General features: G+C 43.1%; 15 protein-coding genes. 8 read left to right on the forward strand and 7 right to left on the reverse strand.

Annotated elements, in window-relative coordinates:
• Positions 1–30: 30 nt before the first annotated feature.
• Positions 31–645, reverse strand: a complete 615-nt coding sequence (locus F894_RS07765) for a carbonic anhydrase (RefSeq protein ID WP_004646264.1) — start codon at positions 643–645, stop codon at positions 31–33.
• 315 nt (positions 646–960) lie between these two features.
• Between F894_RS07765 and F894_RS07770 the strand changes: the two genes are divergently transcribed.
• Both F894_RS07770 and F894_RS07775 read left to right on the forward strand, forming a co-directional pair.
• Entirely contained in the window at positions 961–1,998 is a 1,038-nt protein-coding gene (locus tag F894_RS07770) for an alpha/beta fold hydrolase (RefSeq protein ID WP_005246980.1), read from the forward strand.
• A 14-nt stretch (positions 1,999–2,012) separates the two neighbouring features.
• The gene (locus F894_RS07775; protein WP_005246981.1) at positions 2,013–3,014 is read left to right on the forward strand and encodes a hypothetical protein; all 1,002 of its coding nucleotides are present in this window, start codon (positions 2,013–2,015) and stop codon (positions 3,012–3,014) included.
• A 41-nt stretch (positions 3,015–3,055) separates the two neighbouring features.
• Here the strand turns inward: F894_RS07775 and F894_RS07780 are convergent, their stop codons facing one another.
• Both F894_RS07780 and nfuA read right to left on the reverse strand, forming a co-directional pair.
• Positions 3,056–5,155: a TonB-dependent receptor domain-containing protein gene (locus F894_RS07780; protein WP_005246982.1), complete on the reverse strand. Its 2,100-nt coding sequence runs from the start codon at positions 5,153–5,155 to the stop codon at positions 3,056–3,058.
• Between the two features lie 193 nt (positions 5,156–5,348).
• Positions 5,349–5,987 carry a Fe-S biogenesis protein NfuA gene (nfuA, locus tag F894_RS07785; RefSeq protein ID WP_004279400.1) on the reverse strand — a complete coding sequence of 213 codons (639 nt, stop codon included), beginning with the start codon at positions 5,985–5,987 and terminating at the stop codon, positions 5,349–5,351.
• A gap of 158 nt (positions 5,988–6,145) precedes the next feature.
• Here nfuA and F894_RS07790 point away from each other — a divergent pair, with 158 nt between their 5' ends.
• Complete coding sequence (locus tag F894_RS07790; protein ID WP_004646259.1) at positions 6,146–6,763, forward strand: rhomboid family intramembrane serine protease; 618 nt, start codon at positions 6,146–6,148, stop codon at positions 6,761–6,763.
• Between the two features lie 218 nt (positions 6,764–6,981).
• Positions 6,982–8,523: a hypothetical protein gene (locus tag F894_RS07795; RefSeq protein WP_005246984.1), complete on the forward strand. Its 1,542-nt coding sequence runs from the start codon at positions 6,982–6,984 to the stop codon at positions 8,521–8,523.
• Positions 8,524–8,954: 431 nt separating this feature from the next.
• On the opposite strand, the gene F894_RS07800 is transcribed toward F894_RS07795, so the two are convergent.
• Entirely contained in the window at positions 8,955–10,574 is a 1,620-nt protein-coding gene (locus F894_RS07800) for an inorganic phosphate transporter (protein WP_034438234.1), read from the reverse strand.
• A gap of 536 nt (positions 10,575–11,110) precedes the next feature.
• On the opposite strand from F894_RS07800, the gene metH reads away from it, so the two are divergent.
• The 3 genes from metH (at position 11,111) to dhaK (ending at position 18,023) form a co-directional block, all read left to right on the forward strand.
• Positions 11,111–14,797, forward strand: coding sequence for a methionine synthase (metH, locus tag F894_RS07805; RefSeq protein WP_005246986.1), 3,687 nt, complete (start codon positions 11,111–11,113; stop codon positions 14,795–14,797).
• Positions 14,798–15,008: 211 nt separating this feature from the next.
• Positions 15,009–16,034, forward strand: a complete 1,026-nt coding sequence (locus tag F894_RS07810; RefSeq protein ID WP_005246987.1) for a DUF2971 domain-containing protein — start codon at positions 15,009–15,011, stop codon at positions 16,032–16,034.
• Between the two features lie 258 nt (positions 16,035–16,292).
• Positions 16,293–18,023 (forward strand): dihydroxyacetone kinase subunit DhaK, encoded by a 1,731-nt coding sequence (gene dhaK, locus F894_RS14915; RefSeq protein ID WP_005246988.1) that lies wholly within the window; start codon positions 16,293–16,295, stop codon positions 18,021–18,023.
• A 92-nt stretch (positions 18,024–18,115) separates the two neighbouring features.
• On the opposite strand, the gene F894_RS07820 is transcribed toward dhaK, so the two are convergent.
• The 3 genes from F894_RS07820 to F894_RS07830 form a co-directional block, all read right to left on the reverse strand.
• Positions 18,116–19,390, reverse strand: coding sequence for a glutaminase (locus F894_RS07820; protein ID WP_005246989.1), 1,275 nt, complete (start codon positions 19,388–19,390; stop codon positions 18,116–18,118).
• A 413-nt stretch (positions 19,391–19,803) separates the two neighbouring features.
• Positions 19,804–20,610 carry an SDR family oxidoreductase gene (locus tag F894_RS07825; protein ID WP_005246990.1) on the reverse strand — a complete coding sequence of 269 codons (807 nt, stop codon included), beginning with the start codon at positions 20,608–20,610 and terminating at the stop codon, positions 19,804–19,806.
• A gap of 20 nt (positions 20,611–20,630) precedes the next feature.
• Positions 20,631–21,302 carry a hypothetical protein gene (locus F894_RS07830; RefSeq protein ID WP_005246992.1) on the reverse strand — a complete coding sequence of 224 codons (672 nt, stop codon included), beginning with the start codon at positions 21,300–21,302 and terminating at the stop codon, positions 20,631–20,633.
• Between the two features lie 175 nt (positions 21,303–21,477).
• Here F894_RS07830 and F894_RS07835 point away from each other — a divergent pair, with 175 nt between their 5' ends.
• Positions 21,478–24,372, forward strand: coding sequence for a valine--tRNA ligase (locus F894_RS07835; protein ID WP_005246993.1), 2,895 nt, complete (start codon positions 21,478–21,480; stop codon positions 24,370–24,372).
• The last annotated feature ends 35 nt before the right edge of the window (positions 24,373–24,407 follow it).

The following is a 24,407-nucleotide window of genomic DNA, read 5'->3' on the forward strand; positions in this document are numbered from 1 at the left end:
TATTTTAGAATGTAATTAGATGAATCGTGATTAAAAATCGAAGAATGTCACTTCACCAGTTTCCAGTGAATATTCAGCACCCACGACTTTTAGTTTTCCTTGTCCAATCAGGTTTTCCAGAACGGCTGAACCGTGACGCAACTGATTCACCGAAGCAAATACGTTGGAACGTACTGCATGCTTGGACAATTTTGCCAAGTCATTTTTCAGTTCAGTTTGCATTAAAGTTTCAACTGAAGGACGTACGCGGTTCACAATCGACATCAGGTTTGCCGATGGCGGGCAATCTGGACACATCAAGGTATCAATAGTCGCTTTAATCGCACCACAGTGACTGTGACCTAACACCACCACAATCGCGCAATCATAACGTGCCGCGGCAAATTCAACACTGCCGACCTGTGAGGGTGCAACAATATTACCTGCAACACGAATCACAAAAAGATCGCCGAGACCCTGATCAAAAACCATTTCGGCTGGAACGCGCGAATCTGAACATCCCAAGACAATCGCAAACGGATTCTGATCCTCTGCCATTTCTGCGCGCTGTTGGTGGCTAAGTTGTTTTGGATGCGTGGTATCGCCACTGACAAAACGTTGGTTACCCTGTCTAAGACGTTCTAAAGCTTCTTGAGCTGTGAGCATTCTTTTCTATCACCGATGGTTTTAGTTGCAATATCTTACTGCCAGTTTTTTTGAATGTCACTTGCAAAAAATCTTAGCTGATTAAATTTTTAGCATTTATCTAATTTCATTTCTGCAGGGAATTTATGCGCAATACATCACATTTTCCAGTCATTTAATGTAATCTAGCAAAAAACTAATGGGTGACAAGCGCAAAGATTGATTTAAAATAGAATGAAGAATAATGTTTTTATTTGAATGAAAATTGCAAATTTATAACATGGAAGTATTTTAATTGAGCAATTTGCTCACTGGGTTTGTTTTGGGGAATGGCCAATGAAGAAAATAATAAAATTGCGCTCGAAAATGATTTGTTCAGCCGTGGTTGCCTTAAGCATGGCATTACCGGGCCTGACACATGCTCAAATACTGTTTAGCCAGAAAAATGAAACATCTGCCAAAGTCTTGCAGCAGCATCTGTTGCAGGAACGCAGCCTTGCCGGTCTCAAATCCAAGACCCTCAAAATTGGCGAGGTCACCTGGAGCTATAGCGAAGGCGGCGCCAAGAACAAACCATCCATTCTACTGATTCATGGTCTGGCCGGCACGCGCGACAACTGGAACCGGGTTGCCCAGTTTCTGACGCCCTATTATCATGTCATTATTCCAGATTTGCCGAGCAACGGCGACACCAAAGTTCCGGACAATTTTGATGTTTCTGTACCCAATGTGACTTCCCAGCTACGTCTATTTATTGAAACCTTAAATGTGGACGAGAATTTACATATTGCCGGACATTCCTTAGGCGGCTCGATTGCCACGGTTTATGCCTCGCAATACCCTTTTGATACGCAAAGCCTGTTTCTGATCAATAGTGCGGGCCTGTATAAAATGGGCAATACGCCCTATACCAAAGACCCACAGGCCTTGAAAGACCTGATCGTCAGCAAACCTGGTGATCTTCAAGATGTTTCCAAACAGCTGATGCAGAACCCACCGGTGATTCCTTATCAGTTGCGGCATGCGCAGGAAAAACTGCTGATTTCACGCGCTGAACAAACCAGCAAATCGATTGATCAGGTGGTGATGCTAAACCGGATTTATACACCGGAAACCTTTGCCCGCCTGACCCGTACGGTAGAAGCACCCACCTTGATTTTATGGGGCAGACAGGATCGGATCATTAATGTCGAAGTAGTTAAAGAACTGCATGCCCTGCTGAAACGTGCCGAAAAACCGGTAATTTTAAACAATGTCGGGCATATGCCGATTCTGGAAGCAGAAAAACAGGTCGCACAACATTATTTGCCTTTTCTGGCCAAGACGCAGACCCTAAAAAACCCGCTTGCTGATAAACTCATTCCTTTAAATTAAGTTTCAGAGATGCTATGCAGAAACACCCGATGATTGAGCAGTTGATCGATGCTCAACTTGATTTTCTCGATCAGGCATTTTCTCAATCTGAAACGATTCAAAGCGAGTTTCATGCGTTTTATTTGTGGTTGCGCAAACAGACGCTAAAAGAGCTGTGGAGCTGCGAACTGATCAATCAGCTTTTGCAAAAACAGATTCTCGGTACTGCTGCCAGCAGTTTTCTGATCGAACAGATTGCTGAGCATATTCGTTTTGCCCTGGTGCATCCGGCCAATGATTCCACCACGACTGCCGATGTGATTCCGGTGCTGACCGTCGATAAAATCGCCCAGTATGTGGCAAGTAAAAGTGGTCATCGTCAGCGCCTGATTAAAACGGTGGTAAATAATCCGGCTTTTTCCGCCATGATTACGCAATTGATCCAGCATTCCATTCAGGATTATCTGGATAACTCCATGATTGCCAAAAGCGTGCCCGGGGTTTCCCGTTTTATGAAAATGGGCAAATCCGTTTTGGAAAATGTCACCGACACTAACCTCGATAGCACCATTGCGCGTTATCTGCAAAAAAACATTTTGAAGCTCAGCCAGATGAGTGAGCATGTTCTGAATCAGCATTTTGACGATGAGAAACTCTATCATTTTCAGGCTAATCTCTGGCATAAAATCAAAGACATGCCAGTATCGGTCTTGAAGAATTATATTGAGCTGCAGGACCTGAATCAGACGGTCGGCTTAGGTCATGACATCTGGGATCACATACGCCAGACAGACTATCTGCAGCAGCAAGTGCATGACGGAATTCATACCTGGTATGTCCGCAATCAGGAACATACTTTTGATCAATTATTACGTGATTTGAATATTGATGAAGCGCTAATTCAGAATGAATTGCAGCAACTGCTCAGTCCGGTAATCCAGCAGATGGTTTCACAGGGTCATTTACGTGAACGTGCACGCAAATATCTGGAACAATTTTATTACCATGCAGATACTTTAAAAATCCTTAAAATTTAAATAAAAAAGCCGCTTTATAGCGGCTTTTTTATCTGCTTAGATTAGAAATTATAGGTTAATCCGGCAAATACTTCCTGACGATCCAGATAATAATCATTTGAAGCATTTGACAGTTTTTTATCAAATAAATTATTTAATCCGGCTCGAACAGTGACTTGATCATTCACTTCATAATTTGCAGACAGATTAAATACGGTATGTGGCTTTTGCATCACCACTGTATCTTCAGCACTTGCTGTATATTGCTCACCGGTATATTGTGCTGCAAGTTCCAAGGAAAGTGGATCAGTGGGTGTCCAGTTGAGTGCACTATAAACTGACAACTCTGGAATCGTTGAGAGATTTTTGCCTGTCACTAAATTTTTTGAATCAAAATAATAGGTTGCATTGGTTTTCCAGCTCAAACTATCTAAAAGTGGTAAGACCACACTTGCTTCCAAGCCTCGTACACGCGCTTTTTCAGCATTTTGATATTGTGTCCACCACACACCATTAATTTCGCCTAAAGCACGATATTCAATTTTATTTTTAAAATCTGTGTGAAAATAGGTTAAACCGAGATCAAAGTCATTTTGAGCAAAATTAAATCCAATTTCATAGTTAGTACTTTCTTCAGGCTGCAAGTTTGCATTACCAGCCATATAACATCCGCCCGACACATAACCCAAAGGCTTAAGTGATGTACATCCATTCCCCCCTGAACGAGTCGCGGCACCTGCAGTATTCTCTTTTAATGAAGGTGCTCTAAAGCCCTGAGCAACACCGCCTTTGACGGTCAATGCTTCATTTGGTTGCAGCACCAGATAAGCACGAGGACTATTATGTGTACCAAATTTATCGTGATGATCAAAACGGTTCCCCAGTGTTAAATGCACTTGATCATTAAAAATAATTTTATCTTCAATAAACAGCGCCCAAGTATCTCCTTCTAGCTCTGAACCATATTCATGTCCATCATAACTTGGAATAGAAAGCCCAATATTACGTGTATTGATCAACTCTTCTGATTTCCATTGGCCTCCCACTGTAGCGATATGCTCAACACCTAACTGAAACGGAATATTGAGATTACCCTCTACAATGCTTTCCTTGGATTTTTGTGTGGTCGGCCCTGTCTCTGTCACCTGACTTTGATCATAATCATTATAGTAAGCAGTAATTTTTGAATCACCAAAAGCCCACTTGGCATCATGTGACAAAGAAATTGAACGATGTTCTAACTCTGACGGGCCCCAAGATAATACGGCCTGTTCTTGGCCATCTACCACCTGTGATGTGGTAGACGGGTTGTCTTGCTGCAACCCATAGCCCAGTTCTAAAGACAGGCTATGAATATCATTCGGCGTATAATCAAACTTTAAATTCGCATTTTGATCACGGCTACCCGATTGGCCTGTTGCCTTACTTCCCGCCATTCCAGGAATATTACGATCAGAAATTTGATAGCCTTGATCCGCTTCCTGTTCAGTGATCCCGACTGTAGCACGCATACCGAGTGTATCGGTTAAAGGGCCATATCCGACTAGTCCTGATTGGATCGTTCGGCCCAAATCAGAAGATGTAGTCGGCACGGTATGGTTTAAGGTAAAAGACCCTCCCCATTCTGAAGGGATTTTTTTGGTAATGATATTGATCACTCCACCCATCGCATCAGAACCATATAAAGAAGACATTGGCCCACGTACGACCTCAATGCGTTCAATCATTTCTGGTCTAACCCAGTTTAGATCTTGATGACCCAAGTTTGCACGATAGTTGGTATCTCTGGATGAACCTACACGTTTTCCATCAATTAAGATAAGTGTGTAATTTTCAGGCATGCCACGTAATTGAATTTTTGAGCCAGCACCATTTGAACTAAGCCCCCCTGTTACCCCAGGTACACGTTTTAAAATATCTGCCAAGCTTGAAACAGGTTGTTTTTGAATTTCTTCGGCAGTAATGACACTAATTGAAGCTGGCGCAGATTTAACATCCACTGCCTGCCCACTCGCAGTCACCACAATCGTTTGTAACTTGGTCGTCTCAGATTGCAATACGCCTTCTTTTTCTTCAGTAACTTGATCTTGTGCTTGTACTGAAACAGTCATTGCTGTGAATACGGCAAAAGCTAAAGTTGTTTTTAAGAATGGCTTATTCATACCTTGTGCGCCCCAATATTTATGAAGAGATCATGTTTATTCGGTTGCGAAGTGTAACATCTTTTCAATTGAATGCAATTAATATTGATAATTATTATCATTAACAATCACTTGTTTTTAAGCCAGATATAAAAAAACCTCGAAATTTCGAGGTTTTTTAAAATGCGATAAATAAACTGTTATATAGAACAGCTTATTTCATATACGCACCTTCAGACTGACTATGATCCGTTTCATCAACGACATGCATTAACTCTGGTACATGTTGTTTTAATGTGGTTTCAACACCTTGTTTCAAGGTGATATCAATCGCTGAACAGCCCTGGCAACCACCACCAAATTTAAGTACAGCAGTTAAACCTTTTTCAGGGTCTTCTTTGACTTCAACCAGTGCACAGTTACCACCATGACCTGCCAGGCCCGGGTTAATTTCAGACTGCAAGACATAGGTAATACGCTCTTCTACCGATGCATCTGGCCCCACGCGTGGCACTTTAGAGTTCGGCGCACGGAAGGTCAACTGACCACCAAAACGGTCTTTGTTGTAGTCAATCACGGCATCGAGTAAATAAGGAATAGATGGCGAGTCGATAAAAGCAGGGAAATCAGGATATTCCTGCTTATAATCTGTCGGTACAACTTCATCAGGTGCACTATAGGCCATGCAACATTCAGCGCGAGGAGTACCCGGATGCTCTACAAAAACACGCACACCAATACCCGGGGTGTTCTGTTTATCCAGTAGATCCTTTAAATACTCTTGTGCTGTTGGTGTAATCAATAAGTTGGGAATTTCACCAACAACTGGAGTGCTGCTGTTCTCAGTCGACATAACAATAATTTCCTCAAGCTCAAGCGGCCATTTTAACTGAAGATGCGGGGTAATTTTTAAAAATCAACTAAAATTGTCGGATTTATTATAAAAGTACAACTTTAGCTTAATTTTAATGGCATGATAATTGGCAAATAGGCACCATTAGAATCATTTATATGCTTGATTTACCTTTTAATCATACCGTGACCATTATTCTGATCACCTGTATTGTGTCATTTATTGCTTTCTCCAAAGAGACGGTGATGAATCGCCTGATTTTCTGGCCGCCGGCACTGCAACGTGGACAATACGACCGCTTTATTACGCATGGCTTTATCCATGCGGATGGTGCACATCTGTTGTTCAACATGATTACCCTGTTCTTTTTTGGCAGCGTGATTGAAAGCTTTTATCGTCAATATCTGTATGACCTGGGTTTTATCCTGTTTTACCTTGGTGGTCTGATCGCAGCCATTCTGCCAAGTTACCTAAAGCATAAAAATGATGCGCGCTGGGCCAGTTTAGGTGCTTCCGGTGCAGTGTCGGCTGTGCTGTTTGCCTATATTCTGTTTGAACCTTGGAAGTTGATCTTTGTGTTCTTCATTCCGGTTCCTGCCATTATTTTTGCTGTGCTGTACGTAGCCTATAGCATCTGGTCAGGCAAAAAAGGCAATAGCAATATTAATCACAGCGCGCATTTATGGGGAGCGGCTTACGGGGTAGTCATGACGATTATTCTGGAGCCACGCCTGATTCCGCATTTCCTGAATAAACTGATGCAGGTTCCGTTTTAATCAGTTTTTTAAATACTGAAGGAATAAAGCTACATATGAGTTAAGCCTCATATTTCTGCTGAAAACGAATAAGAGAGCTGCTGCTCCCTTATTAGTTTGAAACATCTCGTAATATATTAGAAAGTGATGATGTCACTTAATGCCAATCTTGGACTGAATTTTGCAGCGATAATATATACATCTGTATATTAATTACTGTCATTCTCGAGATATTTTGCATGTCCACTACACCAGACGGTCTTCAATTTCCTCTTCAGTCTCAGCAACAAAAACCAAGTAGCTCTAAAGCAGGGCGCGCAATCATCGCGGCAGCGCTAGCCAATGTCGATTCACGCAGTTCTCAACAGGCACAATCAGAAAAAAACTGGCGCAAACACTACACAGTACATTTTAAGCAACTGGTCGAACAGGGACTGAGTTCTCCTGAAGCTAGCTTGAAAATTGCCGAAGATGGATTGGCAAAGGCACATCAGACTTTTGAATTTTACCGTGATGGTCAAAAGTATGTATTGCAAGATGCTTTAACTCTACCCGCAGGTCAGTTGCATACATTCAAGCTGACAGGTCATAGCAAATCGCCACCAGAATGGTATGTGCCTTACCAGGGTCAAAAGCTGCAAGGTGATGCCTTACTGGAGCAGATTGAACGCTGGGAAAGCCAAGGCATCGTGGAAACCAGTCATGCCAATACCCTACGTGAATGTGTGGTGCATCCTGAATGGTTTGATCTTTCCGATCGAACCACGGTGCTGTTTGGTGCAGCATCTGAAGCCGGTCCTTTGACCTGGCTGGCGAAATGGAAAGCCAACATTGTAGCGATTGATCTGCCGAATACCCGGGTATGGGGCAAGATTGTTGATACCATCAACCAAGGCAATGCCACGCTATATGCACCTTGTACCGAAGACCTGTCTGCTAATACTTCACTTGATATTTTAAAAGAAAAACTGGGGGCGAATTTGCTGACCCAGATTCCTGAAATTGCCAAATGGTTATTACAATTCGAACAGGATCTGGATCTGGCTGCAATTGCCTATCTGGATGGTGAAAAGCATGTCCGCGTCTCCATGGCGATGGATGCCATCATGCAGCATGTCAGCCAGCAAAAAGCCAATACCAGCCTGATGTACATGTGTACGCCGACCGATGTTTATGCGGTTCCGAGTGAAGTGATCGAAGCCTCTAAAGTAAAATATACTGAACGCTCTAAGGTACAGACGATCCTTTCTAAAGGGGTTTCAGCTTTAAGCCGCAAACACTTTTTCCAGAAAAATGCGCATGAACTGATTCAGTCTGGTGATCAGGCATATGGTATCTGTGACTGTCTGGTAGTAGAACAAGGCCCGAACTATGCACTGGCAAAACGTATCCAGCAATGGCGTGCTACCTTGGCGCGTGCTCAAGGTCAGCGTGTCAGTATCAATATTGCGCCTTCGACTACGACCTATTCTGTGACCAAGAATCCACTATTAAAAGCCGCATTCAACGGTGCCAGCCTGTTTGATGTTGAAGCTTTCGCGCCTGAAACCACCAATGCGATTATGGCGGCACTATGGATTCATGATCTGCGCAATCCAGAATCGGTGGCCAATCCTGAAGTGAAGCTGAACCATCCGCTTGAATTAATGATGCATGGCGCGAATCATGGTGGTTTGTGGCGAGTGGCCTATCTGGCACGTACCGCACTACCTTTTGCTGCACTATATGGTTTTGCGACAGAGAAGTTGCCAAAAGGATTATTGAGTAAGTTGAAGAAGTAATTTTTTTATTATCTTCATCCAATTTTTCCATAAGAAAGGTAATCGTTATTTTTAAAGTTCTCCCCTCGTTGCGTAGCAGTGCTGCTCATCCCTAAAGCAGAGAGAACTTTAATTGAAAATGGGCGTTCCCTCTCCTTCTAGGAGAGGGTTAGGGAGAGGTTAATTTAGGCTTTCAATCATTCAAATTCTTATGAATGTGCTTTGGGCAGATTTAAGTTGATCTATTTTATAGCTTCTTTTTTTCTTTACTTTTGAAAGATCAAAAGTAACAAAAATCTTTTGTTAAGCTGATGATATGTCCCTATATCACAGCCTAACGGCGACATCCCTGTCGCCTTAATCGTAATTTAGATTCCTCTTTTACATCCTTAATTTTTCTTCCACCCATAAAAAAAGCTGCTCTAGAGCAGCTTTTTTTATGTCTAAATAACTTAGAACACTTTTAACAGTACCCAATACAAACCGCCTGACAGACAGATCGTTGCTGGTAAAGTAAAGACCCAGGCAGACAGAATTGTTTTCACCATCTGGAAATTCAAACCTGACTTGTTCGCCACCATGGTACCTGCTACTGCAGAGTTCAATACATGGGTGGTTGATACCGGCATACCAAAGCCATCTGCTGCCGCAATGGTTGACATCGCAACAAGTTCGGCAGACATACCCTGACCATAAGTCATATGCTGTTTACCAATACGCTCCCCGACAGTCACGACAATACGCTTCCAGCCGACCATCGTACCCAGACCAAGCGCCAAGGCTGTCGCCACTTTCACCCAGGTCGGAATGTATTGCAGGAATGAATCCAGATTGTCGCGGTATTCATCTACTGTTTTTTCCTGTGCAGCACTCATTGCCGGTAAAGCTTCTGCTTTATCCAGACGTTTAAATGCTGTAGTGCTCAGATACATGTCATTACGGAATTCAGATACTTGAGCTTCAGGAACATCCTTAATGCTGGTATAGCTACCGACTTTCTCACCCAGATGATCCGTCAAGCTTGCCAATGCAGGCACGACTTCAGGGGTAATTTCCTTGGTCTGAATGTACTTGGTGATCACATCACGAGCTTGTTCATCCGGAATATCCTGATGATTTGGATAGATCACATCCGCTGTTTGTGCAGATAACTGACCAAAAGATTGAATATGTTGTGCATCCAGATTCTTGTTCAGCGAGTACGCCAACGGTACACAGCCGATCAGAATCAGCATGATCAGGCCCATACCTTTTTGACCGTCATTTGAACCATGGGCAAAACTCACCCCAGTACAGGTAAAGATCAGCATGGCACGAATCAATGGTGGCGGTGGCTTGTTACCTTCAGGTGGCTGGAACAATTCCAGTTGACGCTTGAAGATTTTTTTCACCAGCAGGAACACAATTGCAGCAAATGCAAAACCGATTAAAGGCGAGAATAATAGCGCCTTACCGACTTTCATGACTTGCTCCATGTCTATACCTGAAGCGCCAGTACCGGCATTCAGAATATAGTTCATGATGCCAACACCCAGAATCGAACCGATCAGGGTATGTGAACTGGATGCCGGAATACCGAGAAACCAGGTTCCCAGATTCCAGAGAATTGCTGCGATCAGCATGGCAAAGACCATGGCAAAGCCTGCTCCGGAGCCGACATTCATGATCAGCTCGACCGGCAATAACGCAATAATGCCGTAAGCGACCGCACCACTGGCGACCATAACCCCAAGGAAATTACAGAAGCCGGCCCACATCACTGCGACAGGAGCTGAAAGTGCATTGGTATAAATGACTGTGGCCACAGCATTGGCGGTATCGTGAAAGCCATTGACGAACTCAAAGCTCAACGCAATAAAAAGTGCCGTCGCTAACAAAATAACTGAATACAAGCCCAAGGCCGGTACATGCGCTAAATCTGCAGACAACTGGAAGCCGATATAAATCAGCGTAGTGATAATAAGAGTCAGGAACACCGGCATAAAGAATTTCGGTGTTGGCACATGAACATTGGTCGACTTTTGGGAAGCCGACCCGTGTGCTGAATCTACGGGAGTTTGATTAGGATTCATGCAAGCAGGAATAGAGGATTCAAGAATCCCCATATTGTTCAGTTAAATTGTGACAATTATATGACAAACTGCTGTCATATGAAGCAATTATTTGGATTTTCTTGCTGCTATTCGTCCTGTTTAATTCCGACTAAAACACCAGATTTTTATTTTATAAATCAATTACTTAAGAGAGGATTCCAGCTTATATAAGCTTAGCAACCGCACATATTTTGCTACCAAAACGATTCATGCCCTACCTGTCATCAAGCAGAGCAAAAGTTTCATTTGCACAGCATAAGCCATCAATATGACAATTTCATGAATGAAAGCATCAGCTTAATTTTCTGATCCTGTTTCTTGTCTGTAAGGCATCGAATCAGATTCGAGATTGCATTATTTTCTGATCCGGATGTTAAAACTTGTTGTTTTTCTAGATGACTTATCAAATTTTCATATCATGCTTATCCATCATTCTGAGCAATCTCAGCAGAAATCAGCCAACTAATCTGCTAAGATTAACGTCGTTTTTTTTGATTTCTGCTGAGAAAGTTTGAATGTCTACACTTACCACTTTAAAAGAACTTCTTGCCAAAAGAATTTTAATTATCGATGGTGCGATGGGTACCATGATCCAGCGCCATAAACTGGAAGAAGCCGATTATCGTGGTGAGCGTTTTGCTGACTGGGCCTATGATCTCAAAGGCAATAATGATTTGCTGGTGCTGACTCAACCACAAATCATTCAAGGCATTCATGAAGCTTACTTGGAAGCTGGCGCCGATATTATTGAAACCAATACCTTTAACGGTACCCGTGTTTCAATGTCGGATTACCACATGGAAGATCTGGTTCCTGAAATTAACCGTGAAGCAGCGCGTCTGGCCAAAGAAGCCTGTGCCAAATATTCAACGCCTGAAAAACCACGCTTTGTGGCAGGTGTGATTGGTCCGACATCGCGTACCACTTCTATTTCTCCAAACGTAAATGACCCGGCGTTCCGTAACATCACTTTTGATGCTTTAAAAGTTGACTATATCGAATCAACCAAAGCCTTGATCGAAGGTGGTGCAGACATCATCCTGATCGAAACCGTGTTCGATACCTTGAATGCCAAGGCCGCAATCTTTGCAGTAAAAGAAGTCTTTAAAGAATTGGGCTATGAACTGCCAATCATGATTTCAGGTACGATCACGGATGCATCAGGTCGTACATTGACTGGTCAAACTGCTGAAGCCTTCTGGAACTCAATGCGCCATGCAGAGCCATTATCTATCGGCTTTAACTGTGCGCTGGGTGCAGATGCGATGCGTCCACACGTGAAAACCGTGTCTGACGTTGCTGATACCTTTGTTTCAGCGCATCCAAACGCTGGCTTGCCAAATGCCTTCGGTGGATATGATGAAACGCCGGAAGAAACTGCCGCATTTATTAAAGAATTTGCAGAAAGCGGTTTAATTAATATTACCGGTGGTTGCTGTGGTACTACGCCGGATCATATCCGCGCGATTGCAAATGCTGTTGCAGGCATTACCCCTCGTCAAATTCCTGAAATCGAACCGGCTTGCCGTTTAAGCGGTTTAGAACCATTTAACATCACCAAAGATTCACTGTTTGTGAACGTCGGTGAACGTACCAACGTCACCGGTTCGAAAAAATTCCTGCGTCTGATTCGTGAAGAAAACTTCGCCGAAGCACTTGATGTTGCCCGTCAACAGGTTGAAGCCGGTGCGCAGATCATCGACATCAACATGGATGAAGGCATGCTCGATTCGCAAGGTGCGATGGTGCATTTCCTGAATCTGATTGCTTCTGAGCCGGATATTTCACGTGTGCCAATCATGCTGGATTCTTCTAAATGGGAGATTATCGAAGCGGGCCTGAAATGTGTGCAAGGTAAAGCCGTGGTGAACTCGATTTCCCTGAAAGAAGGTCATGACGAGTTTGTCGAACGTGCCCGCCTCTGCCGTCAATATGGTGCCGCGGTCATCGTGATGGCATTTGATGAAGATGGTCAGGCCGATACAGCTGCGCGTAAAAAAGAAATCTGTAAGCGTTCATATGATGTTCTTGTGAATGAAGTAGGCTTCCCGTCTGAAGATATCATCTTTGACCCGAACGTCTTTGCGATTGCGACCGGTATTGAAGAACACAACAACTATGGTGTGGACTTTATTGAAGCGACTGGCTGGATTAAACAGAACCTGCCAAATGCGATGATTTCTGGTGGTGTATCCAACGTATCGTTCTCGTTCCGTGGTAACGAACCGGTGCGTGAAGCGATTCACTCGGTGTTCCTGTACCATGCTATTCAGCAAGGCATGACTATGGGTATTGTAAATGCCGGTCAGATGGCGATTTACGATGACATCGATAAAGAATTGAAAGAAGCGGTTGAAGATGTTGTATTAAACCAGAACCAGGGTGAAAGTGGTCAGGAAGCAACCGAAAAACTGCTTGCTGTTGCTGAAAAATACCGTGGTCAAAGTGGTACGCAAAAAGCCGAAGAAAATCTGGAATGGCGTAATGAGTCTGTTGAAAAACGTCTTGAATATGCGTTGGTAAAAGGCATCACGACTTATATCGACCAAGATACCGAAGAAGCACGTTTAAACTCTACACGCCCACTCGATGTGATCGAAGGTCCATTGATGGCGGGTATGAACGTGGTCGGCGACCTGTTCGGTGCCGGTAAAATGTTCTTGCCGCAAGTGGTGAAATCTGCGCGTGTGATGAAACAGGCTGTGGCGTGGTTGAACCCGTTCATTGAGGCCGAGAAAACCCAAGCTGAAGCAAAAGGTAAAATCCTGCTGGCTACGGTGAAAGGCGACGTACACGACATCGGTAAAAACATCGTTGGCGTAGTATTAGGCTGTAATGGTTATGACATCGTAGATCTGGGCGTGATGGTGCCATGTGAGAAAATTCTACAAACTGCGATTGATGAAAAAGTCGATATCATCGGTTTGTCTGGTCTGATCACGCCGTCTCTGGATGAAATGGTCTTTGTTGCCAAAGAAATGCAGCGCAAAGGCTTTAACATTCCGTTAATGATTGGTGGTGCGACGACTTCTAAAGCGCATACCGCAGTGAAAATCTCACCGCAATATCATAATGATGGCGTGCTTTACACCGCAGATGCTTCACGTGCCGTGGGTGTAGCAACACAATTGCTTTCTCCTGAAATGAAACCAAAACTTTTGGCTGACTATGCAGCGGATTATGAAAAAATTCGTACTCGTCTTGCCAACAAGCAACCGAAAGCGGCGAAATTGTCTTATCAAGAGTCAGTCGAAAACGGCTTCAAGATCGATTTCGACAAGAATGCACCGGTTAAACCAAACTTCATTGGATCTGAAACTTTCACAAATTATCCGCTTGAAGCTTTGGTGGAATATTTTGACTGGACACCGTTCTTTATTTCATGGAGCCTGGCGGGTAAATTCCCGAAAATCCTTGAAGATGAAGTGGTGGGTGAAGCGGCGCGTGACTTGTATGAACAAGCTCAAGCCATGCTGAAAGACATCATCGAGAATAAACGTTTCGATGCGCGTGCGACGTTTAGTATTTATCCTGCAAACCGTGTAGCAGCAGATACAGTTGCTGTTGTGAATGAAACAGGCAATGTAACTCACAGTTTCGAACACTTACGTCAGCAGTCTGACAAAGTCACAGGTAAAGCCAATTACTCTTTAGCTGACTTTATTGCACCAAAAGATGTAGCTCAGGATTACTTGGGCGGCTTTACAGTTTCGATCTTTGGTGCGGAAGAACTTTCGCAAGAATACAAAGCCAAAGGTGATGATTATAACGCGATTATGGTTCAGGCCTTGGGTGACCGTTTTGCCGAAGCATTTGCTGAGCATTTGCATCAACGTATCCGTAAAGAGTTCTGGGGCTATCAAGCAGACGAAGTTTTATCAAATGATGATTTGATCAAAGAGAAATATGTCGGCATTCGTCCTGCACCGGGCTACCCTGCTTGTCCTGAACATTCTGAAAAAGCGCCATTGTTTGACTGGTTAGGTACCACCGATAAGATTGGTACGTACTTAACGACAAGTTTTGCAATGTGGCCACCTTCATCTGTCAGCGGTTTCTACTATGCAAACCCAGAAACTGAATACTTTAACGTAGGTAAAATCTCTGGCGATCAGTTAGAAGATTATGCGAAGCGTAAAGGTTGGACATTAGATGAAGCGAAACGTTGGTTAGCGCCGAATTTGGATGATTCGATTTCTTAATCTGTAATCGTTAATTAAAAACCCTCTCGATTGAGGGGATTTTTTGTTTAAATCTCTTAATCTCCCTAAATCCCTCTTTAAAAAAGAGGGACTTTCACGTGTCAAATTTAGTACGTGACAGCTCCTCCCTTTTTCAAAGGGAGGTTGGGAGGGATTTTAATTTATATAACCATAAGATATATTTAGGTAAATCATTCAAAATATAAATAATATGCTAGTTTATAAATATCGTGGTGGTTCTTTTGAAAGAGATTTAAAGTCTTTAAAAAATGATACCTTTTGGGCTTCTAGCACAAGTCAACTCAACGATCCTTGTGAAGGATTGATTTCAATTGATAATTATCAACAACAAATAGGAAATCTAAAAAAGATCTTTTATCAACATTCAGATAATTTAGCCTTAATTGAACAAAGTTTTCAAAACATCATTAATATGAAAGATACCAAATTAGGTATTTTTTCTTTGAGCAAACGTTATGACGATGAACTGTTATGGGCTCACTATTCCAATAGTCATAAAGGCTTTTGTATCGAATATGATTTAGATCAACTCTTGGCAAAACAAAATCCTAAACATCGATTCTTTGATATTCAATATTCAATATTCAATATTCAATATTCAAATAAAATTCAAAATTTAGATTTTTCTCAAGCTTTTAACCAAGCCGATCCTGACCATCTAGTTAAAAAAATGCTGGGATATAAATCACAGAGATGGGAATATGAACAAGAATTAAGAATCATCACAGAAAATCAAGGCATCAATTCTTATGATTATAGAGCAGTCAAAGCAATTTATTTTGGATTAAAAACTCCAAATGAAGAAATTGAACAAGTAATGGAAACATTGCAAGGACGTAAAATCAAATATTTCCAGATGTACTTGAAGCCTAATTCTTTTAAGTTTGAGGCGAAACCAATTGAAGATAAATTTCTTACAAATGTAAGATACAAATATTCAATATCTAACATTGCACATTTAGCAGTTGATCCATCTACACTTAAATTAGAATATCAACATTTTGCTCCTTACTTGCAGAAATTAGCCGAGATTATTCGTAGAGAACCTGATTGTTATGAAGTAAGTTACATCGATTTAAGCCACTCTAAAAGCACTTTAGCTGATCCAATCTTCTTTGCACAATATAAAACCGCTAAAAATGATTTATTAACACATACAGTCCATTACTCCACAAAACAGATAGATGAGGAATATTTAAAAATTGATGATTTATAATTATTAATCCCTCCTAACCTCCCTCTAAAAAGGAAGGAACTGTCACGAAATTTATTTAATCACATGACAAGTCCCCCTTTATCAAAGGGTGAGAAGCACTGCTTCGCAAGGAGGGATTTAATTTATCAATTATGCGCCCCTTTTCTAACCGCTCACCCCAAAATTATCTGTTTTTACACTTTTCAGTCTGCAAATTTCAAACACTTCCATAATAATAAGACTTTACACATCTCCCAGAATACGTGAAGGCCTTCCTCCATGAAAAAACTCATCAACAACCCTGAAAACTTGGTTGTCGAAATGTGCAAAGGCTTTGTCCTTGCCCATCCTGAACTACAATTTACCGAATCCCATAAAATCATTTCACGTAAAGAGAAACACAACAACGTGGCACTGATCAGTGGCGGTGGCAGTGGTCACGAACCTGCACATGCAGGCTTTGTCGGTACAGGCATGTTAGACGCGGCCGTGTGTGGTGATGTATTTGCATCACCTTCTCAAATTCAGGTCTACAAAGCCCTGCAACATGTCGCGACAGACAAAGGTGTACTGATGATCATCAAAAACTATTCTGGCGATATAATGAATTTCCAGAATGGTGCAGCTTTGGCAGCAGAAGATGGCATTAAAGTCGATTATGTCAAAGTGGCGGATGATATTGCCGTTAAAGATAGCCTCTATACGGTTGGTCGTCGTGGCGTGGCGGGTACTGTATTTGTACATAAAATTGCAGGTGCAGCAGCATCAAAAGGTTTAGAGCTTGCGGAAGTCAAAGCCGTGGCTCAAAAAGCAGCGGATAACGTGATTAGCCTTGGTTTTGCCTTTACCTCTTGTACCGTTCCTGCCAAAGGCACACCCACCTTCACCTTGGCGAATGATGAAATGGAATACGGCGTCGGCATCCACGGCGAACCGGGTATCCGTCGTGAAAAAATCCTGCCATCCAAAGAGCTGGCACAACGTATTATCGATGACCTGTTTCTGGACCGTCCTGATCTGACTGAAGTTGCTGTTCTAGTCAACGGCTTTGGTTCAACACCAATGCAAGAACTGTATGTGTTTAACAATGATGTATGCGAACATCTGGCACGTAAAGGCATCAAGATTTACCGTACATTTGTTGGCAACTACATGACCAGTATCGACATGAATGGTGCATCGGTCTCATTACTTGCTGTGGATGATGAACTGAAAACCTATCTGGATGCGGAAGCCAATACCCCTGCCTTTAAGCTGGATGGCTCGCCTGCCCTACCATTTGAATTTGCAGCACAAGATGCAGCAGCAAGAGAAACCGCCAATACCGAAGTTGAAACCCAAGCTGAACATGCTGAAATTCAGAATGAGCAATTCACGATAGAAAATATGCGTTATGTGGTCGATGTGATGGCAGCCTGCATCATCAAAAATGAAGTGCCATTCTGCGAACTAGATGCGCATGCAGGCGACGGCGATTTTGGCATGAGCGTCGCAAAAGGTTTTAAACAGCTGAAACGTGAATGGCAAAGCCTGATTCAAGCACAGTATATGGATGAATTCTTGCTGAACAGTTCCATGATTATTATGGAACACTGTGGCGGTGCGTCAGGTCCAATTTGGGGTTCTGCTTTCCGTTCAGCCAGCAAAGCCATTCAGGGCAAACAAACCCTAAGCGTGGCAGATTTTGCCGAGATGCTGCAAGCAGCAGTGAAAGGTATTCAAGTGACAGGTGAGCGTTCATTTGGTCGTGGTGCTGTGGTCGGTGACAAAACCCTGATTGATGCTTTGGTTCCTTGCGCAGACTCTTGGTCAACCAATACCGACAAGACGTTTAAAGAAAACTTTGTCTTGGGTGCAGAGGCTGCGGTAAAAGGTGCAGAATCTACTAAAGAGATCGTAGCGCGTATGGGCCGTGCCGGTACGGTCGGTGACCGTAGCTTGGGCTATCCTGATGCAGGTGCACATGGGTTAGGCGTAATCTTTACCGATATTGCTGAACATATTAAATAAGAATTTCAAGATTTGAAAAAAGCCTCGCATTATCGGGGCTTTTTTATTTACTGGTGTATACCCTGTTCTGAAGCAAGCTGGCAGGAAAACGTCTATTGAAATTTTTCCAGATACTTGGTCAGTTTTTCTTTGACCACGACCCTTTTATTACCCTTCATTTGGGCTTCACTCAAAATTCCTTCCGAATCAACCACCACGACTGGATGACCATCCTTCTTCAAACGGGCCACACCTTCAAATAACATTCGGGCACCGACATTATGAATTAAGGTCAAATTGGTCAGATCCAACACAATTCGTTTTTTGCCTTCTGGTTCATCTTCCAAAATACGCAGCAGCATTTCCGATTCAGTAAACTGCAATACGCCACGTAGTTCATACACCACCACATGATCACGTTTACCGGTGAGATAACGACTTTGCAAAATAGTTTGTGCCGATGGTGTCCCTTCCATCAAATGTAGACCCATTTCCCGGGACATACGTTCAAAAATATCGACGCCACGTACACTATGTCCATGCTCATCAATTCGCGGAGAAAACACGGCGATACCCACCTGTCCAGGTAACACTCCGATAATACCGCCTGCAACCCCACTTTTGGCCGGAATACCCACTGTAGTCAGCCAGTCACCGGCAGCATCATACATGCCACAAGTGAGCATCACACTCAGGACTTGCCGCACTACAGAACGGTCCAGCAATTTTTTACCGGTTTGTGGCTGAATTCCGCCGTTGGCGAGTACCCCGGCGATCATCGCCAGGTCTTTGACCGTCACCTTGATTGAACACTGCTTGATATAACCATTAACAATCGCTTCTGGATCTTCTTCCAGCACCCCCACGGTACGCAGCATATAGCCCAGGGATCTGTTACGAAATGCTGTTTTCAGTTCAGAGGTATATACTTCGGTATCAAAACTCAGTTCACGCCCAGCCAGACCACTTAAAAAACGGCGCAATTGCTCTGCACGGGACACCGTCCGTTTATAGGGAATCAGAGAATGGGTGGTAATTGCACCCGAATTGATCATCGGATTTTTTGGAATATTGGAATCCTTCTCCAGTGAAATCTGGTTAAAGGCCTCACCCGAAGGCTCCACGCCTACTTTTTCCATGACCTTGGTCAAGCCGACTTTCTGCAAAGCCAAGGCATAGGCAAAAGGCTTGGACATAGACTGCATGGTGAACTCAACTTCGTCATCACCGGTTGAATAGATCGTGCCATCTACGGTAGAGAGTGCCAAAGCGAACTTATCCGGGTCTACTGCTGCCAGCTCAGGAATATAATCTGCCAGGGCACCTTTTTCATTGTCACGGCAGGAAGTTAAAACATGCTTGAGGTAGTCTGGCACCGGTGTTTTCATCGAATGAGCTTATTCCAGTTGGCTGTTATTTTTAATTAACATACCGGCTTTTGGCTTAAGTACCAGAGTGAAAAGGTAATTTTCTGCATATCCGTGTTATCAGAGCTGTACTCTCTGGATCCGATTCTCCAGAAATAAATGGTACATATATTAGAGTTCTTCCATAAATCATAATTGAATCACTACAAAGGGAATTCCCTCTCCTTTTAGGAGAGGTTTTTTTCTAAGAAATCCCCCTCATCCTCTTGCGAAGCTATGCTTCTTATCCCAAAGGGAGACGGAACTTTTAATATCCATTTAAATATGAATATAATGATCATGTTTTGATTTATGAAAAAGATCTATTTTAATTTTTTCTTTTTAAGGAATATCAAAAAAAGGGCAATGCTGCCCTTTTATGTATGCTAAATAATCTATTTCACTTTAGTCTTGCGAATCATTTTGTACAGCACCTTGGGGGAAATACGTGAAACTAGCACACCAAGTTTTTCTTTCTTTCCGCCAATCACGATATATTCTTCGCCGCACTGCAAGGCTTGTACGCTTTGACGGGCAAAATCTTCTGCCGACAGACCATTTTCAATCGCTTCATCCTGCTTGGCTTGTGGCTTGCCTTCCCCATTTAAAGCATTAAACGACACATTGGTTTGAACAAAGCCCGGGAATATCACTGAGACCTGAACGCCCTGATCAGCAACTTCAGCACGTAAACTATTGGCCCACATATGAATCGCTGCTTTGGCTGCTGAATAGGAGGCGCGATACTGGGTGCCAAGCAAACCTGCCACACTGGAAATAAACACGATACGACCTGATTTTTGTGCCAGAAAGGTCGGCAATACCATTTTGGTGAGAAATACCTGCGAGAAATAATCGACTTCCATAATAGCGCGTTCAGTCTGCATGGTGGTGTGCTGAATCAGGGCACGTTGACTGAGTCCTGCATTATTAATCAGCCAGTCAATCCGGCCTTTTTGTTGCAAAACCTGTTCATAGGCATGACGAACCTGGCTTTCATCCGTGATATCGGCAATGACTGAAATATGCTGATCTGGATTAGTGAGACTTTGGCGAACATTTTCCAGTTCTTCATGCCGACGTGCAGTCAGTACCACCTGTGCCCCAAGTGCAGCACATTGCTGGGCAATCGCCTTGCCAATCCCTGAAGATGCGCCGGTAATCCAGACCACTTTTCCATTTAAGTCTTCAACTTTCGCCATGAAATCCTCTTTCCCTTGTTTTAATGAATATGGTGCGGCATTTCATCTTCCAGAAATGCCAGTAAATGTTCAAAATAATAACTCATGGTATCAGCATCATAAATGTGACTGAGTTTATCAAAACGTTTATAGCCTAACTGGGTGGTTAAATGAATCACCCCATTCAAGGTTTTATCGACCACCACATTAAATTTCAACATTTTTTTCGGTTCACGGATCAGATGTGTCACCCCTTGATCGACCACCTGAGTAAAGGCTTTTAAAGCGGGTGATACATATTGATGATTACCATTTTTCATCTGGTCAACACAGCCGAGCAGTTCCATCACCAGTAATTTTTCCACCGGATATCGAACAAAAGCATCACCTTGATGCTCATAGGTCATGCGATGCAAATAGTTCACCATAGGCATCAGACGCTCATTGCCAAACAACGAAACCGACCACGGCATATATTTACGGGTGTTATGCATAATCTGCTGAATCACTTTTTCGGACTCGCTGTCCGGTGAATTGGCCAACTGCACCACCTGACCAAAAATCTGGTCAATAATTTCACAGACCATATCGGCCAGATTTTCACCTAAGGGTCTGGCAAGACTGTCTCGCTCGCCGGCATTTAATCGGGAATGCAGGTCTTTAAAGCGCTGATGGGTTTCGGGTTGAAGCTTCAGGGAAATGTTATAGCTCATCTTATTATCCTTTTTGATATGCTGCGATGAGTCGCGTTTTTTTATCAATCTATCATACGATGAGTTGCTATACATGCCAATTGGCTAAAGTTTGCATTTGGTTAAGCTGCCGCATGCACTATTTTTTTTGCTACAATAGATCCAATTTTTCATTCACTTTTGATCTGTTTAGACTATGACTGACTCAGCGCAAAATATCGCGACAACCTACGATCCGACCGAGATCGAGAAAAAATGGTACCAAACTTGGGAAGAGCGTGGTTACTTTAAGCCGTCTGAAAAAGGCGAATCTTTCTGTATCATGATTCCGCCACCAAACGTCACTGGTAGCCTGCACATGGGTCATGGTTTCAACAATGCCATCATGGATGCCTTGACGCGTTTCAACCGTATGTCTGGTAAAAATACGCTTTGGCAACCGGGTACTGACCACGCAGGTATTGCAACGCAAATGGTGGTTGAGCGTCAGCTGGGTGCACAAGGGATTAGCCGTCATGACCTGGGTCGTGAAAAGTTCATCGAAAAAGTCTGGGAATGGAAAGAACAGTCTGGCGGTAACATTACCCGTCAAATCCGTCGCTTAGGTTCTTCGGTTGACTGGTCACGTGAACGCTTCACGATGGATGATGGTTTATCAAACGCAGTAAAAGAAGTGTTTGTAAAACTTCACGAAGAAGGCCTGATCTACCGCGGCAAACGTCTGGTGAACTGGGATCCAAAACTGCAAACTGCCCTTTCTGACCTGGAAGTTGAGTCTGATAAAGAAGAAGCAGGTTCATTGTGGCACTTCAAATATTTCTTTGAAGATAAGTCACTCCGCACCCACGATGGTAAAGATCACATCGTAGTTGCAACGACGCGTCCTGAAACATTATTGGGTGATACTGCGGTTGCGGTTGCACTGGATGATGAACGTTATGCTGATCTAGTAGGTAAAAATATAATCTTACCAATCACAGGTCGTGCAGTTCCAATCGTAAAAGACGAATATGTAGACAAAGAATTCGGTACAGGCTGTGTAAAAATCACCCCTGCACACGACTTCAATGACTATGAAGTAGGTAAACGTTGCGAATTGCCAATCATCAACATCTTCAACAAAAATGCTGAAGTTCTTGCTGAGTTTGAATACATCGCGAAAGCGGGCGAGCAAATTTCTAAAACTATTCCTGCACCTAGCGAATATGTTGGTTTAGAGCGTTTTGAAGCGCGTAAAAAGATCGTTGAACAAGCGGAAGCTGAAGGCTGGTTAGACCAGATTCAACCTTATACATTAAAACCACCTCGCGGTGACCGTTCAGGCGTGATCGTTGAGCCATTACTGACTGACCAATGGTATGTAAAAATTGCGCCACTTGCGAAACCTGCCATTGAAGCGGTTAAAGACGGTCGTATCAAGTTCGTTCCTGAGCAGTACAGCAACATGTATATGGCTTGGATGAACAACATCCAAGACTGGTGTATCTCGCGTCAATTGTGGTGGGGTCACCGTATCCCTGCTTGGTACGATGCGGAAGGTAATGTTTATGTAGGTCGTGATGAAGCTGAAGTACGTGCGAAAAACAACATTCCTGCCGATGTTGAGTTGAACCAAGATGAAGATGTATTGGATACATGGTTCTCATCTGGTCTTTGGACATTCTCAACTTTAGGTTGGACAGGTGACGCTGCGAAAGATAAAGAAAACTATTTCTTAAATACTTTCCACCCGACTGATGTATTGGTAACAGGTTTCGACATCATCTTCTTCTGGGTTGCTCGTATGATCATGCTGACCATGCACTTCATGAAAAATGAAGATGGTACGCCACAAGTACCGTTTAAAACGGTATATGTACACGGTTTGGTACGTGATGGCGAAGGTCAGAAGATGTCTAAATCTAAGGGTAATGTCCTTGACCCACTCGATTTGATTGACGGTGTAGATTTAGAAACTTTAGTACAAAAACGTACCACAGGTTTGATGAATCCGAAACAAGCGGCGAAGATTGAAAAATCAACCCGTAAAGAATTCCCTGAAGGTATTCAGTCTTACGGTACAGATGCGGTTCGTTTCACATTCTGTGCGCTTGCGAACACAGGTCGTGACATTAAGTTCGATATGAAACGTGTTGAAGGCTACCGTAACTTTGCCAACAAAATCTGGAACGCAACCCGTTTCGTGATGATGAACTGCGAAGAGCAAGTGATTGGTCAAGAAGTACGTCAAGACCTTTGGGAATTGCCTGAACAGTGGATCGTGAGCCGTCTGCAAAAAGCGGAACAAGCAGTGCAAACAGCATTTGCGACGTATCGTTTAGACTTGGCAGCACAAGCGATTTACGAGTTCATCTGGAATGAATACTGTGACTGGTATGTGGAACTGACCAAACCAGTTCTGAACGATGAAAATGTGTCTGAAGAGCGTAAAGCTGAAGTTCGTCGTGTATTGCTTGCGGTCATGGAAGCGTCTTTACGTTTGGCTCATCCTTTGATGCCTTACCTAACAGAAGAAATCTGGCAAACGCTTGCGCCGAAACTGAATATTGTTGGCGAAACGATTATGTTGGCGGCTTACCCTGTTGCGGACCAAGCGTTAATTAACGACCAAGCTGAAGCAGATATGCAATGGCTTCAAGGTTTGATTGGTGCGGTACGTAACATCCGTGGTGAAATGGGTCTAGGTAATGCGCGTTTATTACCAGTTCTTCTGCAAAACACCACCGAAGCTGAAAAAGCACAGATCACTCGTATTGAAGCATTGTTTAAAGCATTGGCGAAAGTAGAAAGCATCACCTTCTTGGCTGATGGCGAGCAACCACCATTGTCTTCTTCTTCTGTAGTGGGTCACGTATCTGTTTACGTTCCAATGAAGGGCTTGATTGACCCGAAAGCGGAATTGGGTCGTCTGCAAAAAGACTTAGACAAGGTTCAAAAACAGCATGATCAAATTGCCAATAAACTTTCGAATGAAGGTTTTGTGGCAAAAGCACCTGCGGCTGTGGTTGAAGGCGAGAAAGTAAAACTTGCTGAGTTTGCTGATCAGTTAGCGAAGATTAAAGCGAATATGGAGCAGATTGCGGCGCTTTAAGGCTGTAGTTTGATTCAAAAAAATCCCCTCTTAGT

The organism is Acinetobacter sp. CIP 51.11, from assembly GCF_000369665.1.
GTDB classification, from domain to species: Bacteria; Pseudomonadota; Gammaproteobacteria; order Pseudomonadales; family Moraxellaceae; genus Acinetobacter; species Acinetobacter lwoffii_S.

What these genes read in the sequence shown, in the direction of transcription:
- F894_RS07765 (WP_004646264.1), bottom strand. Translation starts at nt 645, where the DNA reads ATGCTCACAGCTCAAGAAGCTTTAGAACGTCTTAGACAGGGTAACCAA.
- F894_RS07770 (WP_005246980.1), top strand. Translation starts at nt 961, where the DNA reads ATGAAGAAAATAATAAAATTGCGCTCGAAAATGATTTGTTCAGCCGTG.
- F894_RS07775 (WP_005246981.1), top strand. Translation starts at nt 2,013, where the DNA reads ATGCAGAAACACCCGATGATTGAGCAGTTGATCGATGCTCAACTTGAT.
- F894_RS07780 (WP_005246982.1), bottom strand. Translation starts at nt 5,155, where the DNA reads ATGAATAAGCCATTCTTAAAAACAACTTTAGCTTTTGCCGTATTCACA.
- nfuA (WP_004279400.1), bottom strand. Translation starts at nt 5,987, where the DNA reads ATGTCGACTGAGAACAGCAGCACTCCAGTTGTTGGTGAAATTCCCAAC.
- F894_RS07790 (WP_004646259.1), top strand. Translation starts at nt 6,146, where the DNA reads ATGCTTGATTTACCTTTTAATCATACCGTGACCATTATTCTGATCACC.
- F894_RS07795 (WP_005246984.1), top strand. Translation starts at nt 6,982, where the DNA reads ATGTCCACTACACCAGACGGTCTTCAATTTCCTCTTCAGTCTCAGCAA.
- F894_RS07800 (WP_034438234.1), bottom strand. Translation starts at nt 10,574, where the DNA reads ATGAATCCTAATCAAACTCCCGTAGATTCAGCACACGGGTCGGCTTCC.
- metH (WP_005246986.1), top strand. Translation starts at nt 11,111, where the DNA reads ATGTCTACACTTACCACTTTAAAAGAACTTCTTGCCAAAAGAATTTTA.
- F894_RS07810 (WP_005246987.1), top strand. Translation starts at nt 15,009, where the DNA reads ATGCTAGTTTATAAATATCGTGGTGGTTCTTTTGAAAGAGATTTAAAG.
- dhaK (WP_005246988.1), top strand. Translation starts at nt 16,293, where the DNA reads ATGAAAAAACTCATCAACAACCCTGAAAACTTGGTTGTCGAAATGTGC.
- F894_RS07820 (WP_005246989.1), bottom strand. Translation starts at nt 19,390, where the DNA reads ATGAAAACACCGGTGCCAGACTACCTCAAGCATGTTTTAACTTCCTGC.
- F894_RS07825 (WP_005246990.1), bottom strand. Translation starts at nt 20,610, where the DNA reads ATGGCGAAAGTTGAAGACTTAAATGGAAAAGTGGTCTGGATTACCGGC.
- F894_RS07830 (WP_005246992.1), bottom strand. Translation starts at nt 21,302, where the DNA reads ATGAGCTATAACATTTCCCTGAAGCTTCAACCCGAAACCCATCAGCGC.
- F894_RS07835 (WP_005246993.1), top strand. Translation starts at nt 21,478, where the DNA reads ATGACTGACTCAGCGCAAAATATCGCGACAACCTACGATCCGACCGAG.